This is a genomic window from Bartonella vinsonii subsp. vinsonii (assembly GCF_902825235.1).
GTDB classification, from domain to species: domain Bacteria; phylum Pseudomonadota; class Alphaproteobacteria; order Rhizobiales; family Rhizobiaceae; genus Bartonella; species Bartonella vinsonii.
Genome location: NZ_CADEAJ010000008.1, coordinates 19641 through 40586, shown reverse-complemented (window position 1 = coordinate 40586; position 20946 = coordinate 19641). Strand labels below are relative to the sequence as shown.

The following is a 20946-nucleotide window of genomic DNA, read 5'->3' as shown; positions in this document are numbered from 1 at the left end:
CATCAAATGTTCCAACAACACCATAAGTAACTTAACCTTTTTGATTTGCATCAGGAGGATACATAAGATACATAAGATACATAAGGGAAATATTTCATAATTTGAGAGTTCCATGCATTGCAATGCCTGCTGCTAGATCTCTATAGCTTAAAAGAAAAATTATAAATATAACGAAAGTTAAAGTAACTAAGAGCTGTAAAATAACATAGGAGTTTACTTTAATTATATTGCAATATTGATTTTTTTATGCGATCTTATCTTATTCCTTAAAGTATTTTATGGATAAAATTTGTAAAAGATTAATACCATAAAAGGGGGGATGCTGTATGTGAGTGCATAAGAGTTTCATTTGCTATTTGTAACTTTTTTCTACAGATTTGACTTTTTTCTTTATCTTGCAGTAAAAAGCATAAAGTGGGTGTCATTTCATTGGTTTAATTTAATACACTTGATTAAAATTTATATTTAATATTCCTATTGTACAAGCGCGTTGAAAGGACTAACTTAATCATGTCGCATAAAAATATTTGTTCTGTTGTTTCAGTATTAGCTGGAGCTGCTGCTCTTTTTCTTACAATTCATACTTCTGCGGGTGCACAAATTTTATCTCAAGGTTGGTATAAGGTTTGTAGTAAGCAGCATGATGTTAATGTTTGTAATACAATGAATACTGTTTTATCAGATACTGGACAGCCTTTGACGGCTTTTAATCTCGTTGAAATAAAAGGAAAACAAAATGAAAAACGTATAGGTATTCAAGTGCCTACAGGTCGTTTTTTGCCAGAAGGTGTTCATATTCAAATAGGAGATAATTTCTCTAAAAAAATTCCTTATGTTATTTGCAACGGGCCAAGCTGTATTGCCAATGATGTCTTAGATGATAAGCTTATTACTGCTATGAAAAGCGGTTCGAAAATGGTTGTAACCACAATTAATTACCGAGGTTCAGCTAATCCTATTGAATTTTCTCTTAGCGGATTCACAGCCGCATACACAGGTCCTGGTATGGAAGAAAAAGATTTTCAACAAGAACAAATAAAATTGCAGCAAGCTATTCAATCAAATCAAAAAGAAATTGAAGATCGTATGCGCGCCGAGCAGGAAAAAGCTAAACAAAAATAATAAACGTAAAATTTTCTATATTTACTTATCAAAACCGCCACAAATATTTTGTGGCGGTTTTCTTATACCTTAACTTTTAGAAGGATTTCTGCGTTTCCACCACCCAATACGCCCAGTTTTAGGAGCATCGTCAGGAACTGATGATATAACAACAGGATGACTAGCTTTCTCTTCAATCTTAGAGGAATCTATTTTAACAGATTCCTCTTCTAGAGTTTTGTGTTCTGGTGTTTCTTCTGTTGGTGTTGATTTTTGAGAAAGTGACTTTTTGCGCGTTTTACGTGTTGTAGATTTTTTAGCTTCTGTGGAATTTTTTTTCATAACCTCATCAGCAGATTTATCTATTTTTTTTGTCTTAGTTTTATGTATCGAGCTTTCTGTAGATTTTTCTTCTAAAGGTTCTGGCGTTGCTGCATTCTGCTCATTTTCAAGGGTTTGTTGATTTTGTAATACTTTTGAAGAACGTGTTTTACGTTTTCTAGGTTTGACAACCGTATCAATTTTTACAGCTTCATCTTGTTCTATATTTAAGTGCTGTATATCGTCTTTAGCTTCTTCAAATTGAACAGATTTAGTAGCTGAAGCGCGGCGTTTACGATGTGCTGTTTTAATTTCTTCTAACGCTTGCTTAGCAAAATCTCCTACTGGTTCTGCATAAGGAATACGAAGCCGATAAAAACCATTCTCTTGATTCCGGCGACCGCCGCGACGTCCGCGACGACGTCCGCGACGACGAGAATCATCATTTAGCGTATTGTCTTTTTTGTGAATGTTGGTAGGAGAATTGTCATTAATCTCATCTTGATGCTTTTTATGCCGATGTTTCTGGTTCATTTCAACAGGGATTTTATCTTCAATAGATGCGCTGTCTATTAAAACTGTATCCTTAGCTTCCTCTTTATCATCATCTTCAACAATTAACGGTGGTTGAGAAACTGCCTCCGCTATTGTACCCTTGGAAATAATGAGATGTTGCGTTCCAATGCTATCATCTGCCTCAATACTGATATTCAGTTTAAAGCGCGCTTCTAAATTAACAAGAATATTACGTTTGTGGTTTAATACATAGAGCGCTGTTGTGACAGGTGTACGTACAGTAATATTATGCTGCGGATTACGAAGAAGATATTCTTCAATTGAGCGCATGACATGTAAAGCAATCGATGATTCAGAACGCACATTTCCTGTTCCCGCGCAATGTGGGCAAGGTTGTGTTGTACTTTCTAAAACCGATACGCGAATACGTTGACGACTCATTTCTAAAAGACCGAAGTGTGAAATGTGACCAACTTGAATACGGGCACGATCGCTTTTTAAGCACTCTTTCAACTTTTTTTCGACCAGTCTTACATTGCGCTCTTCAAGCATATCAATGAAATCAATAACAATCAAACCAGCAAGATCACGTAAACGTAATTGACGCGCTATTTCTTCTGCAGCTTCAAGATTAGTTTGTAATGCTGTTTTTTCGACAGACAATTCTTTGGTGGAGCGACCAGAGTTTACATCAATAGCAACAAGCGCTTCTGTTTGATTAATAACAAGATAACCACCAGATTTTAAAGAAACTTGCGGGTGTAACATCTTATCAAGTTGTATTTCGATATTGTTGCGTGCAAAAATAGGGATAGGATCGCGATAGGGTTGCACAACTTTTGCATGACTTGGCATGAGCATACGCATGAAGTCTTTCGCTTCACGATATCCTTGGTCACCAGAAACAAGAATTTCATTGATATTCTTATTGTAAAGATCGCGTATAGAGCGCTTTATGAGATTGCTTTCTTCATGGACAAGGCATGGTGCTGTGGATTTTAATGTCAATGTGCGAACGGTATCCCATAATCGCGTGAGATACTCATAATCGCGTTTTATCTCAGCTTTTGTTCTATTTGCTCCAGCAGTTCGTAGGATGACACCCATACCCTTAGGAACGGCTAATTCTTTTACAATTTCTTTAAGACGTTTGCGATCTTGTATATTCGTGATTTTTCGTGAAATACCACCACCACGTGCTGTGTTAGGCATTAAAACAGAGTAACGACCGGCTAAAGATAAATATGTTGTGAGTGCAGCACCTTTGTTACCGCGTTCTTCTTTGATAACTTGCACCAACAAAATTTGACGTCGTTTAATCACTTCTTGAATTTTATACTGACGCCCTTGTTTTCGCTGATAGGTAGGGAGTTCTTCACGTACATCTTCTGCACCAACCATTTCGATCTCATCATGAGAAACACTTGCATTGAATGCTTCTTCTACATCATCAAGTGTTATTGCTTCAGATGTCATGTCATTTTCAACATCTGCTGCTATGCTAGCGTTACGCTCATCTTTTTTTGTTTTTCTGGAGCGTTTTTTACTTTTGTTTGTTTCTTCAGGAAGATTCTCTGCATAATTTTCTCCTACAGCAGCTTTTTCTTCTTCTTCAAGAAGAGCGAGACGATCAGCAATAGGAATTTGATAATAATCGGGATGAATTTCAGAAAATGTCAAAAAACCGTGGCGATTGCCGCCATATTCGACAAAAGCTGCTTGAAGAGACGGCTCTACACGCGTAATACGTGCTAGATAAATATTTCCCTTGAGCTGCTTTTTATGTTCTGATTCAAAATCAAGTTCTTCAATTTTGTTGCCGTGAACAACAACAACACGAGTTTCCTCCGGATGGGAGGCATCTATAAGCATTTTGTTTGACATAAGTTAAAATCCTAAAGGCGACATACACAACTTTATTCAAACGAACAGTATAATTGTTCGCAAAGGTAAAGGGTTGTCTGCCATAAAAGGGAGGTACCAGAAAAACAGGATGGGATATTAGATGCAAATGCGTAACTGCATTTACAGCATTTTTCAACATCATCTCCATCTGTTTTGTATGACTCATAATTTTGTAAGTCTCCGGCAAAACAATCTTTAAAAAGTTCGGATATCCGAACCAGCGAATCTTAAATAACGCAATTCTAGCTTTTGTGACATAAAGAATTTTTATCCATAAAAAGCCTAAATGTGTAATATGCAATAAATCTTCTAAAGACAACTTAATATGGACAACAGATAATTTAGATGGTCTATCAGCTAGAAAGCATAAGTGTTCTTTTATGTTGATATCATGGTTTTGGCAAGTAACAATATAATGCATCCTATTATAATGTCTTTGAATTGCTTTAATTTAGTTTTTTAGAGGTATAAAAATTCAAAGATTTATCATTTATTGAAAAATATGGAGTAAATTTAAACTATTGCTTTTATGCGGTTGAGATCAATTGTGACTAATGTAGAGTATTTCACTTAATGATAAAAAAGATTTTTATCCCAAAGCTAAAAACAACCTATTGGGATGTTATTTTGTACGTCCCATATTTTTTATTGTTTTTTTTAGTGTTCCAAACAAATATCCAAGCTGCTGATTCCTTGAAACTTGTCAATTTGCGAACTATTGGTGATAATACACACACGCGTATTATTGCAGTTTTTAATGCTAAGCCAAATGTTCGTTTGCAGATTTTGGATAAACCTGCACGTTTAGTTATCAATTTACCTATCGTGGATTTTTCCGTGCAAAATACATCTTTAAAGAAACAGAATGCATTATCAAGTATGTTATCAGATGTGCGTTACAGTTTTTCTGATATACAGACTTCACGCATTATTTTGACAAGCAAAGTCACTTTTATTGTTGAAAAAACTACAGTACAAAAATTAGACAATGGTTTATGGCAACTGTTGGTTGATATTAGCAAAAGCACACAAGAAAAATTTAATGAAATATTTGAAAAACAACAAAAAACGCATCTCAATGCACAACCCCACTTAATGCCAACACGTAATTTCCGTGTCATTCTTGATCCTGGTCATGGTGGAATTGATGGTGGTGCGCGAGGTATTACTGGAATTTTAGAAAAAGATGTGACATTAGCTTTTGCACGTGTATTGCGAGATGAATTAAAAAAAGATTCTCACATTACTGTTGCTTTAACACGTGATTCCGATGTCTTTTTAAGATTAAGTGAAAGAGTTAAAAAAGCACAAGAATTTGGTGCTGATCTTTTTATATCTATTCATGCAGATACCATTAATACGCATTCTCTTCGTGGTGCTACAGTATATACGATATCAGATAAAGCATCTGATGCAATTGCAAAATCCTTAGCTGAAAATGAAAACAAAGTTGATCTTCTTGATGGTTTGCCTGCAGATGAATCGCATGAAGTTACAGATATTTTGATTGATCTTACCCGACGTGAAACGCATGCTTTTTCGGTAAATTTTGCAAATAGTGTTGTCTCAAGCTTATCAAAGAATAATATCAATCTTATAAATAATCCTCATCGATATGCTGATTTTCAAGTTTTAAAAGCTTCAGATATACCCTCTGTCTTGATAGAGATAGGTTATTTGTCCAATAAAGAGGATGAAAAATTATTAAACAATCCCCAATGGAGACAACAAATGGCTCACTCTATTACTCATTCTATTCGGCAATTTGCCGAGTATAGGCAGAAAGTTATGCAGCCTCTTTAAATTTGTGATAAAATAGAGTATCAATGTGTGCTTCTATGAAAAAGACGGAAAATATTTTTCTTTATCTCAGTTTAGTGGTGATATCCTTGTGGTATTGGTGATGAGATAACATATTTTATTTGATCAATTCTAAAGAAAGCGATAGCCATCTTGATAATGATTTTTTTTAGATATCTTCTTAGTCTTGTTATGACTATTGGTTTGGGAGTGACAGTAATACAGGGGGTGATAGCAAAGGAGCCAACCAGTGCACTTCCTGATTATGAAGTTCTTTCGCTCTATGAACCGCCTGTGATGACTCGTGTTCACGCTTCTGATGGTAGCCTTATGGCAGAATTTGCCACAAAACGTCGCCTTTATTTACCAATTCAGTCAATACCAAAGCTTCTTAAAGACGCTTTTGTTTCAGCTGAAGACAAGAATTTTTATCATCATTTTGGTTTAGATCCTGAAGGCCTTTCTAGAGCTTTGATCAATAATATCCGTAATATTGGTTCTGGAAAACGTCCAGAGGGAGCATCAACCATTACACAACAAGTTGCTAAAAATTTTCTTTTAAGTTCAGACGCAACGTTAGAACGTAAATTTAAAGAAGCTATTCTAGCAATGCGTATTGAGAAGACCTATTCAAAGGATCATATTCTTGAGCTTTATCTCAATGAAATTTACCTTGGCCGTAGCACTTATGGTATCGCAGCAGCATCTTTAACTTATTTTAATAAATCTGTTAATGATCTTACTTTAGAGCAATGTGCTTATTTGGCTGCTCTTCCCAAAGGACCAGCGAATTATGACCCTTTCAAAAATACGCAACGCGCTCTTAATCGACGCAATTGGGTTATAGATCGGATGGTTGCAAATGGATATGTAACGCATGAACAAGGTGAAAAGGCTAAAGAAAAACCCTTAGGAGCGACAATGCGCGGTAGCGATAGCTATGTTTTTGCTGCTGACTATTTTACTGAAGAAGTGCGTCGCCGCTTAATGCATCGCTATGGAGCAAAAACGCTTTACGAAGGCGGACTTTCAATTCGCACAACGCTTGATCCATCTTTACAGCTTATTGCTCGGCGCGCTTTGCACAATGGATTAATTAAATTTGATCATTCGCAAGGATGGCGCGGTGCTTATAAACATATTGATAAGAGTGATGATTGGGGCATAGAACTTGCGAATATTACGGGATTAAGTGATGTTCCTGAATGGCGTTTAGCTGTGGTTCTTTCGACTAACGCTAATAAAATAGAAATTGGTTTACAACCACAACATGAAGATTCAGGTTTATTGTCAACGAAGCGGGAAACGGCCATTTTGTCTGAAGCTGATTCAAAATGGGCATTAAATGTTGTCAAAGAAAATGGCTATCGAAAAACGGTTCGGGATTTATCTCATGTCCTGCAAGTTGGAGATGTCATTTTCGTCGAAAAAGCATCAAATACAGATAATATTTATCGTTTACAACAAATTCCAAAGGTTGAAGGTGCGATTGTTGCTATGGAACCTCATACAGGACGTGTTCTTGCTATGGTGGGAGGATTTTCTTTTGCAGCTTCTGAATTCAATCGTGCAACTCAAGCTTATCGTCAACCCGGTTCTGCTTTTAAGCCTTTTGTATATGCCGCAGCACTTGATAATGGATATACACCAGCATCGGTTGTTTTAGATGGTCCTATCGAAATTCGCCAATATAACGGTGAAATTTGGCAACCTAAGAATTATGGTGGTACATTTGCAGGGCCTTCAACACTGCGCTATGGCATTGAATATTCTCGCAATCTTATGACAATACGGCTCGCCTATGATATGGGAATGCCTCTTGTCGCCGAATATGCAGAGCGTTTTGGTATTGTAGATAAATTACAGCCTTATCTTCCCATGGCTTTAGGAGCCGGGGAAACAACGGTTTTACGAATGGTTACAGCTTATTCAGTCATTGCCAATGGAGGACGCTCTATTCATCCTTCTTTGATAGACAGAATTCAAGATCGTTATGGAAAAACAATTTACCGCCATGATGATCGTCTCTGTGAAAATTGTAATGCTCAGTCTTGGGACAATCAAAATGAACCCACATTAATTGATGAGAGAGATCAAGTCCTTGATCCTATGACAGCTTATCAAATTACATCAATGATGGAAGGCGTTGTTCAACGCGGTACAGCCGCGCGTTTGCACTATCTTAATCGACATATCGCTGCAAAAACAGGAACAACCAATGATTCTAAAGATGTGTGGTTTATGGGATTTACTCCTGACCTTGTCGTTGGTATTTTCCTTGGTTACGATCAACCAGCACCATTGGGATACAATGGAACGGGAAGTTCATTGGCAGCACCTATTTTTGGTGAATTTATGGCAAAAGCTCTGAAAGGGAAGCCAGATGTACCATTTAAGATGCCAGAGGGGATGATTTTGATGCCGATTAATCGTAAGACAGGCATGCTTGCTGAAGCAGGAGATCATGATGTCATTATAGAAGCATTTAAACCAGGAACTGGACCTGCTGATATATATCAGGTCATTGGTGGTACCAATTCTTTTCAAGAAGGGATTCCTGCAACAACCACTTCTCCACAAGTCAACAAGGCTCTTGAAAGTGGTACAGGTGGACTGTATTAGTCGGTTAAATCTTCTTTGATATGATTTAGCAGAGTAAAATAATTTTTATCTGTTTTTTACAGTATAGCTACAGTAAATAGGTTGATGAAGTCATGCCTTTCCTTTACGACAAGCATTGAATTTATGTAAATATTAAAAAAAAGTATAACCAGAAAGAATCAATAAAGACTACGGTGTTCAATTATGCGCGCAGAAATAGAAACATTAGTTGATGAAATCCAAAAGGCAATTACGTTGCTAAGGGGGCATCTTTGACTGGGATCAATCACTAAAACGTCTCGAATATCTCAATCAAAAAGCAGAAGATCCAACGCTTTGGGATAATGCACAACAAGCGCAAGAGATGATGCGCGAACGTCAGCGTCTTGATGATTCAATCAATGGTATTCGGTCATTTACAAAAACACTTGAAGAATGCATTGAATTAATTGAGATGGGCGAAGAAGAAAGTGATGTTGAAATTATCACCGATGCAGAAAACTCAATACGTAATCTTAAAAGTGAGATAGATAAGAGACAAATTGATGTACTTCTTTCAGGAGAAGCAGATCAGAATGATACTTATTTAGAAGTTCATGCTGGTGCAGGAGGAACTGAAAGCCAAGATTGGGCTTCTATGCTGTTACGCATGTATACGCGCTGGGCTGAACAGCATAAAATGAAAGTTGACCTATTAGAAATTCACGATGGAGAAGAGGCTGGAATAAAATCAGCGACTATTCTTGTAAAAGGACATAACGCTTATGGTATGTTAAAAACAGAATCAGGTGTTCATCGTTTGGTGCGTATTTCACCGTTTGATTCAAATGCGAAGCGTCATACTTCTTTTGCAAGCATTTGGGTTTACCCTGTCATTGATGATAATATTGAAGTTGATGTTTCAGAAGCAGATGTTCGTATTGATACATATCGTGCCTCAGGAGCTGGAGGGCAACATGTCAACACGACAGATTCCGCTGTTCGCATCACACATATAAAAACAGGTATTGTTGTTCAATGTCAAACAGAGCGTTCTCAGCATAAAAATCGAGCAACTGCATGGTCTATGTTACGCGCAAGACTTTATGAAGAAGAACTCAAAAAGAGAGAAGAGGAAACAAATGCCGTTGAAGCTTCTAAAACAGAAATTGGATGGGGACATCAAATCAGATCTTATGTTCTTCAACCTTATCAACTTGTCAAAGATTTACGCACAGGCATTGAAAATACTGATCCACAATCCGTACTTAATGGCAATTTAGACGCATTTATAGAGGCAGCACTTGCTCAGCGTATTTATGGAAAAGTTCAAGAAATTGAAGATATTAATTAATAAGATGCAATCTTTTTCGAGAATTTTTTAGGTTTATTGTTTGCTCCGTTTATTTCAGATCGTATACCCTAATTTACTAAACCCCAACGCAGAGTGTAATCTCTCCATCTTATAAATGCTTCAACAAAGAAACTTATAAAGCATTATTATATACAAGTGCCGCAGAAAATACCTCATCGGCATGTCCAGGAACGCTAACTTTGCGCCATTCTTCTACTATTTTCCCACTTGCATCAATCAAAAAAGTGCTTCGTTCAACCCCCATATATTTTCGCCCATACATGCTTTTTTCAACCCAAACACCGTAAGCCTCAAGCGTTGTTTTTTCTTCATCTGAAACAAGGATGATATCAAGTCCATGTTTTGTTTTGAATTTATCATGTTTTTTAACATTGTCTGGAGATATTCCAATAATAACAACCCCGATTTCATCGAATTTTGTCTTCAACCGCGTAAAATCAATCGCTTCATTCGTACATCCACTGGTGTCATCTTTGGGATAAAAATATAAGACAACAGCTTTCCCTTGAAGAGCAGAAAGACGTAAATTCCCTCCACCATCACGTGGTAAATCAAAATCTGGAGCAAGAGTGCCTTTCATCGGTCTTGTCATTGGTTTTTGTCTTTCTTTCTGATGTAGCAAGTGTAAAGCAAAAGATCTTTTATTTCTCTTACACGGCGCATTATATCATAAGGATTGAATTGAGAAAACAAGAGTAAAAATTATAGTGGTTTTATTAAAACATGTTTTTTCTTACCGAAGGAAAGTTTAATGATTCCTTCCGCATCAATATCTTTTTCAATAATAAGGCGCGTTTCATTTTCAATGATTTGATCATTGATACGCACACCTCCACCTTGAATATGGCGACGTGCTTCACTGTTAGATTTAGCTAGCCCTGCTTGTACTAAAAGAGTGAGTATTCCAACACCTGTTTTTAACTTTGTGGCATCAATCTCAACAGTTGGAAGGTTTTTCCCGAGTGTTTTTTCTTCAAAAGTTTTACGAGCAGTTTCGGCTGCTTCATCGGCAAGATTGCGGCCATGTAACATTGCGGTAACTTCTGTTGCAAGAATTTTCTTTGCTTCGTTAATTTCAGTTCCTTGCAATGCAGAAAGTTTTCGAATTTCATCCATCGGCAATGTGGTATAAAGCTTCAAAAACCGTGTAACATCAGCATCTTCTGTATTACGCCAATATTGCCAAAATTGATAAGGTGAGAGCATATCTGCATTAAGCCATACAGCACCGTTCAATGATTTACCCATTTTTGCACCAGAAGACGTTGTCAGTAATGGGGAAGTTAATGCATATAACTGTACTTTTTCTAAGCGATGCCCTAATTCAATTCCGTTAACAATATTGCCCCATTGATCAGAACCACCTATTTGCACACGCAATCCATAACGCTTGTAAAGTTCAACAAAGTCATAAGCTTGTAGGATCATATAATTAAACTCAAGAAATGACAAAGAATGTTCACGCTCAAGTCTCAATCTCACAGAATCAAATGACAACATACGGTTGACAGAAAAATGTTTTCCTATGTCACGCAAAAATTCTAAATAGTTCAAATTGCATAACCATTCAGCATTATTAACAATGCATGCATCGTTTTTATTATCACCAAATGTTAAATAGTTTGCAAATACCTTTTTAATACCAGCTATGTTCGCAGCAATATCATCTCGTGTCAGAAGGCGTCGTGCCTCATCTTTGAAGGAGGGATCACCGATCAATCCTGTCCCTCCACCCATCAAAGCAATGGGACGATGACCGGTCTTTTGCAACCAGTAAAGCATCATAATTTGAAGAAGACTTCCAGCATGCAAACTTGATGCTGTAGGATCAAAGCCAATATAAGCACTTACAACTTCTTTTGAAAAAAGATCATCTAAGCCTTTTTCATCCGAAATTTGGTGAATAAAACCACGTTCACTCATAATGTGTAAAAAATCAGATTTAAAGGCAAGCACAGTTTTGTATCCTAATTAAATTATATTCGTTTATACAATGGATTATTCATGCACTTTCCCTACCATAAATAACACCGTTCTCACAAGAGAATGAGAAATTTAGTCATAAAAATAAAGTTATTATACTTTAGGAAAAAGTGCTTTTCATTGAGAGAGAAGATTATTTTTATCTTTAAACGCAAGTGGATGTAAGAGAGCTAGAAAATGGTATAAAATGAGCTTTCTTGTTATGATCAGAATAACTTTTTCATTTTTGCAAATTCTAGCTCTTTTAGGCAAGTGAAAGTATTTCAGGGGGAGGAGAGAGAAATTCACCTGTAATATGATTATCCAAATATTGTGCACATCGTTCAATAAGCTCTTTATTGCATCCACTAAAAAAGTGGTTAGCACCTTCCATTATTTCTTGTGTAATGGTGATACCTTTTTGTGTTTTTAGTTTATCTACAAGTGTTTGTACATCTTTTGGGGGAGCAACTTTGTCGATACCGCCGTGAATTATCAGCCCAGAGGAGGGGCAAGGAGCAAGGAATGAGAAATCATAAACATTGGGTTGAGGAGCAACGGATATAAAGCCCTCAATTTCTGGTCGGCGCATTAGAAGCTGCATACCAATCCAAGCACCAAATGAATATCCAGCCACCCAGCAGTTTTTAGAATCAGGATGTTGTGTTTGCACCCAATCGAGTGCAGCTGCAGCATCTGAAAGTTCTCCTATTCCATAATCAAATTCACCTTGGCTGCGGCCTATACCACGAAAATTAAAACGTAATGTAGTAAAACCGCGTTGTTGGAACATGTAGAAGAGATCATAAACAATTTTATTGTTCATTGTGCCACCAAATTGAGGATGAGGATGTAAAATAATCGCAATTGGTGCATTTCTTTGTTGTGAAGGTTGATAACGCCCTTCAAGTCGGCCTGCGGGACCATTAAAAATAACTTCTGGCATTAAATGCTCCTTAAATGCTTGTAAAGGACCTCATTGACCTTTGCCGACTTTTACCATAGAATCTTTCAACTTATTAATAGATATCCTTTTTTAAGTGCATTTTTCAAGAAAATTGCACTATTTTTTTTAAAAATCAATTGATATTGCTTAATGATTGCGATGTAAAATGGCTATAAAACGTCGATATTTTGATCATAATGCGACAACACCACTCAAAAAAATGGCGCGCGTAGCATTACTGGACGCTTTAGAGATATTTGGTAATCCATCATCCGTTCATACGGAAGGTCGTGCTGCTAAGGCTTTATTGCAAAAAGCGCGCCGACAAATCGCTGAAAATCTCAATACACATCCAGATCATGTTGTCTTTACATCTGGTGCGACTGAAGCAGCAATGACTTTATTAACGCCCTTTTATAATATGGGAAGCTCTACAGTTCAATTCTCTCATCTTTACATTGGAGCTACTGAACATCCATCTGTTGCAGAAGGGGGCCGTTTTTCTAAAGAATTTATCAGTACTGTTGCTGTTGATCAGGATGGTCTCATTCAACAAAATAATTTAATTTCTCTCTTAGCGATTCACGATAAAACAAAAGGGCTCCCTCTTGTTGCAATTCAAGCTGCTAATAGTGAAACTGGGGTTATTCAACAAATAAAAGAAATAGCTGCTATCGTTAGGGATTTTGGAGGCATTCTTATTGTTGATTTAACACAATATATAGACAAAAATTTTGTTAACATTCATCAGATGGGAGGAGATTTTTTTATACTGTCTGCACATAAAATTGGTGGGCCAAAAGGAATTGGTGCTTTTGTTTCATGTGGGAACCTTTTGATGCCATATCCTCTTATTGTAGGAGGAGGACAAGAAAAAGGGTTTCGTGGAGGAACAGAAGCATTGCCGCTTATTGCTGCTTTTGGAGCAGCGATGGCTGATTGTTTCACACAAGAAGAGAGAGAACAGTTAATGTTTTTACGTAATAAATTAGAAGATGGAATACAGAAACTGTCTCATGATGTTGAAATTTTTGGCAAACGGGTTCGGCGTTTGCCAAACACAACTTATTTTGCTGTGCGCAATATAAAAGCTGAAACTATGCAAATTGGTTTTGATTTGGCAGGTTTTTCTGTATCAGCAGGTTCTGCTTGTTCTTCGGGAAAAGTAAAGCAAAATAAAGTTTTAAAAGCAATGGGCTATGATATCCCTCATGGAGCAATTCGCATTTCAATAGGACGCGGCACAACATCTCAAGATATTGATGATTTTTTATTGTTTTTTTCTCAAATAATCAGTAATAAAAAAAAGTAACATTTGCCATTTAATCCTTATTAAATTAGCATTATAAAAATCAAATAAGCTTGATTGAAATTTTCCCACTTTGCATATAGCTTAGAAAATGAATTGCTTGCTTTAATTTTATGAAGAAAGCAGGACTTTTAGTCACTGGTTCTTGATGCCAAAAAATGGAGAAAGTTTATGCCGGCAGTGCAAGAAACAATACGCCAAGTACGTGAAATAGATGTTGATCAATATAAATATGGGTTTGAAACCAATATTGAAACAGATAAAGCTCCAAAGGGTTTAAATGAAGATATCATCAGATTTATTTCTGCTAAAAAACACGAACCTGAATGGATGCTAACATGGCGTTTAAAAGCCTACCACCGTTGGTTGACAATGCAAGAGCCTCATTGGGCACGTCTTGAATATCCTAAAATTGATTTTCAGGAGCTTTATTATTATGCTGCTCCCAAAAATCATACAGGACCGAAATCTTTGGATGAAGTGGATCCTGAGTTATTAGCAATGTACGAAAAACTTGGCATTCCCCTTAAAGAACAAGAGATTTTGGCAGGAGTAAGAAAACAGTCTGATCCCTCTACTTTTGATGACAGTATGTCTGTATCGGGGCAGGTGGCTGTTGATGCAGTCTTTGATTCTGTTTCTGTTGTAACAACATTCAAAAAAGAGCTGGCACGTGCTGGTGTGATTTTTTGTTCTATTTCAGAGGCGATTATTGAACATTCTGAGCTTATTAAGGAATATTTAGGAACAGTTGTACCCATAAGTGATAATTATTATGCGTCCTTAAATGCAGCTGTCTTTACAGATGGTTCATTTGTTTATATTCCCAAAGGGGTTCGTTGTCCTATGGAGCTTTCAACTTATTTTAGGATTAATGAACGCAACACTGGCCAATTTGAACGAACATTGATTATCGCCGCTGAAGATTCCTATGTTTCTTATCTTGAAGGGTGTACAGCACCCCAACGTGATGAAAACCAACTTCATGCTGCTGTCGTTGAGCTTATTGCCCTAAAAAATGCAGAGATTAAATATTCTACAGTACAGAATTGGTATCCTGGCGATAAAAATGGTAAAGGCGGTATTTATAATTTTGTGACAAAGCGTGGAGATTGTCGGGGTGATAATGCTAAAATTTCATGGACACAGATTGAAACTGGTTCCGCGATTACTTGGAAATATCCATCTTGCCTACTGCGTGGCGATAATTCACGTGGGGAGTTTTATTCTATTGCTGTTGCAAATGGTCACCAACAAATCGATTCCGGAACAAAAATGATTCATTTGGGGAAAAATACATCAAGTCGGATTGTTTCCAAAGGCATCTCTGCTGGTTTTTCAAATAACACATATCGGGGGCAAGTGACAGCACATAGAAAAGCGCAGAATGCACGCAATTTTACGCAATGTGATAGTTTATTAATTGGTAATGATTGTGGTGCTCATACAGTTCCTTATATTGAAGCAAAAAATGCAACAGCTCAGTTTGAACACGAGGCAACAACATCAAAAATTTCGGATGATCAACTTTTTTATGTTATGCAGCGAGGAATTCCTGAAGAAGAAGCTATCGCACTCATTGTGAATGGTTTTGTAAAAGAAGTGATTCAAAAACTTCCGATGGAATTTGCTGTTGAAGCACAGAAACTCATTGGTATCAGCCTTGAAGGTAGTGTGGGATAATCGTTTAGATAAAGAGCACACTTGAAGTAAAAGAGCCGGAACAGGATTAAATTAATGTTAGAGATAAAAAATTTGCGCGCCCGTATTGCTGGGACCGATACAGAAGTTATTCGCGGTTTAAACTTGACTGTTCAAGATGGTGAAGTTGCTGCTATTATGGGACAAAATGGAGCTGGAAAATCAACTTTGTCTTATTTACTTGCTGGTCGTGATGATTATGAAGTGATAGAAGGTGATATTCTTTATAATGGACAATCCCTTTTAGACATGGATCCAGCAGCACGTGCTACATATGGTATTTTTCTTGCATTTCAATATCCAATGGAAATCCCTGGAGTGGCAACAATGGAATTTTTAAAAGTTGCCATGAATTCTCAACGCAAAGCACGTGGTGATGAAGAGCTTAAAATTCCTGAATTTATTAAATATGTTAAAGAAACCTCTTCAAAACTTGAAATAGATATGAACATGCTAAAACGTCCACTAAATGTGGGATTTTCAGGTGGAGAGAAAAAACGCGCTGAAATTTTACAAATGGCACTTCTTGAACCAAAACTTTGTATTTTAGATGAAACAGATTCCGGTTTAGATATTGATGCATTAAAAATTGTTGCAGATGGTGTTAATAAACTTCGGGATTCAAAGCGTTCATTTTTGGTTATTACTCATTATCAACGTCTGCTTAATTATATTGTTCCTGATACGGTACATGTCCTTTATAAAGGACGCATTATTAAAAGCGGAGATAAATCGTTAGCGCTTTATTTAGAAAAAAATGGATATGCTGATCTGATCAGTGAAGCGGCTTGAGATCATTGAATATGAATACACAGCAAGAATTGTTAGCGGTTGAAAAAGATATAATTAATCATTTCAACCAATGTATAGGCAATTTACCTGGTGATAGTAGTGTGCGGGCGGTCCGTAAAAAAGCTATTAAACTGTTTAAAACAACACGGCTTCCTTCACGTAAAATTGAAAGTTGGCATTATACAAATCTGCGTACGTTGTTGAAATCCATTAGTAATTTTTCAGAAGTACATGATGAACAATTCATTGATGCACTACTTTCAAAGAGCGCTGTTTTTTCTATTAAAAATGGAAAAACAGCTACGCAGTCAAAGATAACAAATATCACAGTAAAACGTCTTACAGATGCCTTAAAAGAAAATTCTGTAAAGATAGATCAAGTTGTTTCTAATGACGATTTTATTGGACAGTTAAATACAGCTTTTGTTACAGATGGTTGGCTTTTTCACATCCCTGAAAATACAAAATTAAACGTTCCCATTGAATTACAAAATATACAAATGGGGGGACAATCTCATATTTTTTCGGATATAAAAATTGAGAAAAATAGTCAAGTTATGTTTATTGAACATCAGATGGGCAATGATAAAGATACCTTTATCAGTTCGATATCTTCATTACATGTTGCCCCTTATAGTGATGTTACATGGATCATTGTTCAAAATCGTGGTTTTAATTCCACACAGTTTGGCCGATTTCGTGCTGTTCTTGGTCAAGGAGCAAAATTATCACTTTATGTCATCAATATAGGGAGTGAACTCAATCGTCAAGAAATTGATGTTGAGTTACAAGGTAAGGAAGCTGATTTTCAATTACGAGCCATAAATTTATTATCAGGACAAACGCATAGCGATCTTACAATGACTGTTCGTCACGTAGAAGAAAAATCAACATCAAGCGAAATTATACGCAATGTGGTTACAGATAAGGCTGTTGGTGTTTTCCAAGGAATAATAGCTGTTGCTCAAAAAGCGCAAAAAACAGATGCACGCATGGCCTGTAATAGCCTCATACTTTCAGATGACGCGGAATTTAATGCAAAGCCTGAATTGGAAATTTTTGCTGATGATGTTGCGTGTGGTCATGGTGCGACAGTTGCTAATATTAATCATGATCATCTTTTTTATCTTATGGCACGTGGTATTCCTTTTAAAGCCGCTCGTGGACTTTTAATTAAAGGATTTGTCTTTGAACTTATTGAAGATATCAAACAAGATGATATGCGAGCTATTTTGGAAAATATTATTAGCAAATGGTTAGAAAAAAATGTTTAGGGTAAAAAAATGGGAAATGATATACAAACATTAGGGTATGATGTAGAAGAAATACGACGTGATTTCCCTCTTTTACACCATGATGTTTATGGAAAGCGATTAATCTACCTTGATAATGGCGCCTCTGCTCAAAAACCACAATCAGTGCTCAATGCAATGGATAATTTCTATCAAAATAACTATGCGAATGTGCATAGGGGAATGTATTTTTTAGCTAATGCGGCAACGCAGTCTTATGAAAATGCTCGTGAAACAGTCCGTGCTTTTTTAAACGCTCAAACTTTCGAGGAAATTATTTTTACAAAAAATGCAACAGAAGCCGTTAATACTGTTGCTTATGGCTGGGCTATGCCTCAGTTAAAAGAAGGTGATGAAATTGTTCTCACCATAATGGAACATCATTCAAATATTATTCCTTGGCATTTTCTTCGTGAACAAAAAGGTATAAAACTCGTTTTTGTCCCTGTCGATGAAAAAGGTATTTTACATATTGAAGATTTCCAAAAGGCTTTAAGTAATCGAACAAAACTGATTGCTGTCACGCATATGTCTAATATACTAGGGACTGTGCCTCCTGTTAAAGAGATTGTTCAGTTAGCACATCAAAATGCCATTCCTGTTCTTGTTGATGGTTCTCAAGGTGCTGTGCACTTAACAGTTGACGTACAAAGTCTTGATTGTGACTGGTATGTTTTTACGGGTCATAAGCTTTATGGTCCCACAGGTATTGGTGTTCTTTATGGTAAAAAACATCGACTAGAAGAAATGCTTCCTTTTCAAGGAGGAGGGGAAATGGTCGAGTATGTGACAACTGATAAGGTTTCTTATAATGCTCCTCCCTACCGCTTTGAAGCGGGAACACCTCCCATAGTTCAAGCTGTTGGATTGGCTGCAGCCATTCATTATATACAAGAAAAAGATAGGAATGCTATTTATGCACATGAAAAAGCACTGTTAGCCTATGCACATGAAAAGCTTGAAACGGTTGAATCATTACGGATTTATGGTCACTCTCCTAATAAAGGGGCTATTCTATCATTTACAATTGAAGGTATTCATGCACATGATATTGCTATGTTTATTGATAGAAAAGGCGTTGCTATACGTGCGGGAACACATTGTGCGCAGCCTCTATTACAACGCTTTGGTTTAACATCTATTTGTCGTGCATCGCTTGCTATGTATAATACTTATGAGGATATTGATCAGTTAGTGGAAGCATTGAGAGAAACAAGGACATTTTTTAATGGCTGAATCAATAGAAGAGCGTCATTCTACGGAATCTGCTGAGACTGTAAAAGAGAATAAAAAATCTCATATATCAGCAATTCCAGAAGACGAAATTGATCGTATGACGAATGATATTATTGCTGCTCTCAAAACAGTTTATGATCCAGAGATTCCTGCTGATATTTATGAGCTAGGGTTGATTTATCGTATTGATATTGAAGATGATCGTTCAGTAAAAATTGAAATGACACTTACAGCACCAGGATGTCCCGTTGCCGGTGAAATGCCAGGTTGGGTAGAAAATGCTGTAAGCGCAGTTGAAGGTGTTTCACATGTTGAAGTTACCATGACTTTTGATCCACCATGGTCACCTGATTGTATGTCAGAAGAAGCGCAAATTGCTGTTGGATGGTACTAAAAACTTTAAAGAAGTTTATTTAGCTCACTCATAAGTGAGCTTGTTTACTTTTTGCAAGCATTTTAATTGAGGACATCAAATGGGGTATCATAAACAAAAATTAGAACTTACTTGGATTGGAAAAGAAAGACGCCCCAAACTCGAACCCCGTATTTTACTGGAAGATCTTGAAAAATCTTATCATGCGGCACATCAAGTGTCCGCTCAAGATATTTTTGATAATAAACTTATTTTTGGTGATAATTTGCTCGCTCTCAAAGCGCTTGAACAAGAATATACAGGTAAGGTGAAATGTATCTATATCGATCCACCTTATAATACAGGCAACGCATTCAAACATTATGAAGATGGTTTAGAACATTCCATATGGCTAAGCCTTATGAGAGATAGGCTGATATTATTACACATGTTATTGGCTGAGAATGGCGTGCTTTTTATGCAGTTGGATGATAATGAAATACATTATGCGAAAGTATTATGTGATGAGTTGTTTGGGCGTGATAATTTTGTTGCTAATCTTATATGGCATAAAAAAAGAGGAAAGGATAATTCTTCTCGTTACTTTAGTATAACCCACGACCATATTTTAGTTTATGCAAAAAACTCCTCAAAGTTTCATATCAATCGAGTTGAATTAGATGATACAACAAAAAAAGCATATTCAAATCCTGATAATGATCCAAGAGGCGCATATCGTGTTCTTGGGTTGTGGGCGAGACAGCAAGGGGGATCGGAATTTGAATATACCACTAAAACAGGAAAATTTTTTTCTAAGCGCCTTTGGCTTGTTAATTTAGAAAGCATGCAACAATTAGATAAAGAAGACCGTCTTATCATCAAAGGTGATAATTTATACCGTAAGTTTTTCCTTTCAGAAAACAAAGGAAGTATCCCAGAAACTATCTGGATAGGTCTTTCCAATAATGCAAATGCCAAAGATGAATTGAAAAGAATATTTACTGATCATATAGTAGAATTATTTAATACTCCAAAACCTGAACATCTTCTTCACAGAATTATTAGCATTGCCACCAATCCTGGTGATCTTGTTTTAGATTCCTTTGCAGGTTCTGGTACAACCGGAGCGGTTGCCCATAAAATGGGGCGCAAGTGGATTATGATTGAACTTGGGGAACATTGTCATACCCATATCATTCCTCGTTTGAAACAAGTGATCGATGGCACCGATCAAGGTGGTATTTCAAAAAATGTAAATTGGCAAGGTGGTGGGGGATTCCGCTATTACCGTCTTGCACCTTCTCTGTTGCAAAAAGATCCTTGGGGACAGTGGATTATTAGTCGTGAATATAATGCTGCTATGCTTTCAGAAGCTATGTGCAAACATATGGGATTTACCTATGCCCCTGATGAAAATCATTATTGGATGCAAGGCTACTCAACCGAAACGGATTATATTTATGTCACAACCAATGCTATGACACATGAACAACTACGCGTTATCAGTGAAGATGTTGGTCCTCGTCGCACTCTGCTTATTTGTTGCTCAGCCTTTGATACAAAACCGGAATCTTTTGAAAATCTCACACTTACCAAAATACCTCGTGCTGTATTAGAAAAGTGTGAATGGGGTAGGGATGATTACAGTTTAAATGTAGCAAATCTTGAACCGATGGCTGTCGTAAAAGAACCTCAAAAAGATAAAAAAATTGCACAAGAAGAACTAGATCTATTTGAATAAAGAGTAAAAAGCGGAGT

Annotated in this window: 15 protein-coding genes; 11 read left to right on the top strand and 4 right to left on the bottom strand. The window is 36.7% G+C overall.

The window, feature by feature from the left end:
* Positions 1-510: 510 nt before the first annotated feature.
* Entirely contained in the window at positions 511-1122 is a 612-nt protein-coding gene (locus J7R12_RS06635) for an invasion associated locus B family protein (protein ID WP_126603385.1), read from the top strand.
* A 69-nt stretch (positions 1123-1191) separates the two neighbouring features.
* Here J7R12_RS06635 and J7R12_RS06630 read toward each other — a convergent pair whose 3' ends face one another.
* Positions 1192-3822, bottom strand: coding sequence for an Rne/Rng family ribonuclease (locus J7R12_RS06630; protein ID WP_126603384.1), 2631 nt, complete (start codon positions 3820-3822; stop codon positions 1192-1194).
* 594 nt (positions 3823-4416) lie between these two features.
* Between J7R12_RS06630 and J7R12_RS06625 the strand changes: the two genes are divergently transcribed.
* The 3 genes from J7R12_RS06625 to prfB all read left to right on the top strand — a co-directional run bounded on the left by J7R12_RS06625 (position 4417) and on the right by prfB (position 9577).
* A complete protein-coding gene (locus J7R12_RS06625) occupies positions 4417-5646 on the top strand; it encodes an N-acetylmuramoyl-L-alanine amidase (protein ID WP_126603383.1) in 1230 nt (409 codons plus the stop codon).
* Positions 5647-5802: 156 nt separating this feature from the next.
* Positions 5803-8265, top strand: a complete 2463-nt coding sequence (locus J7R12_RS06620; protein WP_126603382.1) for a penicillin-binding protein 1A — start codon at positions 5803-5805, stop codon at positions 8263-8265.
* Positions 8266-8448: 183 nt separating this feature from the next.
* Positions 8449-9577, top strand: a protein-coding gene (gene prfB / locus J7R12_RS06615; RefSeq protein ID WP_126603380.1) for a peptide chain release factor 2 whose coding sequence is annotated in 2 segments (ribosomal slippage) — positions 8449-8517 and positions 8519-9577 — 1128 coding nt in all. Because the reading frame shifts where the segments join, the coding sequence is not laid out codon by codon here.
* Positions 9578-9710: 133 nt separating this feature from the next.
* On the opposite strand, the gene J7R12_RS06610 is transcribed toward prfB, so the two are convergent.
* The 3 genes from J7R12_RS06610 to J7R12_RS06600 all read right to left on the bottom strand — a co-directional run bounded on the left by J7R12_RS06610 (position 9711) and on the right by J7R12_RS06600 (position 12506).
* Entirely contained in the window at positions 9711-10190 is a 480-nt protein-coding gene (locus J7R12_RS06610; RefSeq protein ID WP_126603378.1) for a peroxiredoxin, read from the bottom strand.
* A 110-nt stretch (positions 10191-10300) separates the two neighbouring features.
* On the bottom strand, positions 10301-11554 hold the full coding sequence (gene tyrS / locus J7R12_RS06605; protein WP_126603376.1) for a tyrosine--tRNA ligase: 1254 nt from the start codon (positions 11552-11554) through the stop codon (positions 10301-10303).
* Between the two features lie 271 nt (positions 11555-11825).
* A complete protein-coding gene (locus J7R12_RS06600; RefSeq protein ID WP_126603374.1) occupies positions 11826-12506 on the bottom strand; it encodes an alpha/beta hydrolase in 681 nt (226 codons plus the stop codon).
* A 166-nt stretch (positions 12507-12672) separates the two neighbouring features.
* On the opposite strand from J7R12_RS06600, the gene J7R12_RS06595 reads away from it, so the two are divergent.
* The 7 genes from J7R12_RS06595 (at position 12673) to J7R12_RS06565 (ending at position 20929) form a co-directional block, all read left to right on the top strand.
* The gene (locus J7R12_RS06595) at positions 12673-13818 is read left to right on the top strand and encodes a cysteine desulfurase family protein (RefSeq protein ID WP_126603372.1); all 1146 of its coding nucleotides are present in this window, start codon (positions 12673-12675) and stop codon (positions 13816-13818) included.
* A gap of 168 nt (positions 13819-13986) precedes the next feature.
* Positions 13987-15498, top strand: a complete 1512-nt coding sequence (sufB, locus tag J7R12_RS06590) for a Fe-S cluster assembly protein SufB (protein WP_126603370.1) — start codon at positions 13987-13989, stop codon at positions 15496-15498.
* Positions 15499-15552: 54 nt separating this feature from the next.
* Positions 15553-16308: a Fe-S cluster assembly ATPase SufC gene (gene sufC, locus J7R12_RS06585; RefSeq protein WP_126603368.1), complete on the top strand. Its 756-nt coding sequence runs from the start codon at positions 15553-15555 to the stop codon at positions 16306-16308.
* 11 nt (positions 16309-16319) lie between these two features.
* Positions 16320-17582: a Fe-S cluster assembly protein SufD gene (gene sufD / locus J7R12_RS06580; protein ID WP_197721499.1), complete on the top strand. Its 1263-nt coding sequence runs from the start codon at positions 16320-16322 to the stop codon at positions 17580-17582.
* Positions 17583-17591: 9 nt separating this feature from the next.
* Positions 17592-18836 (top strand): aminotransferase class V-fold PLP-dependent enzyme, encoded by a 1245-nt coding sequence (locus J7R12_RS06575; RefSeq protein ID WP_126603364.1) that lies wholly within the window; start codon positions 17592-17594, stop codon positions 18834-18836.
* Entirely contained in the window at positions 18829-19230 is a 402-nt protein-coding gene (locus J7R12_RS06570) for an SUF system Fe-S cluster assembly protein (protein ID WP_126603362.1), read from the top strand. Before J7R12_RS06575 ends, J7R12_RS06570 begins: the two co-directional genes overlap by 8 nt.
* A gap of 79 nt (positions 19231-19309) precedes the next feature.
* Positions 19310-20929, top strand: a complete 1620-nt coding sequence (locus tag J7R12_RS06565) for a site-specific DNA-methyltransferase (RefSeq protein WP_126603360.1) — start codon at positions 19310-19312, stop codon at positions 20927-20929.
* Positions 20930-20946: the final 17 nt, after the last annotated feature.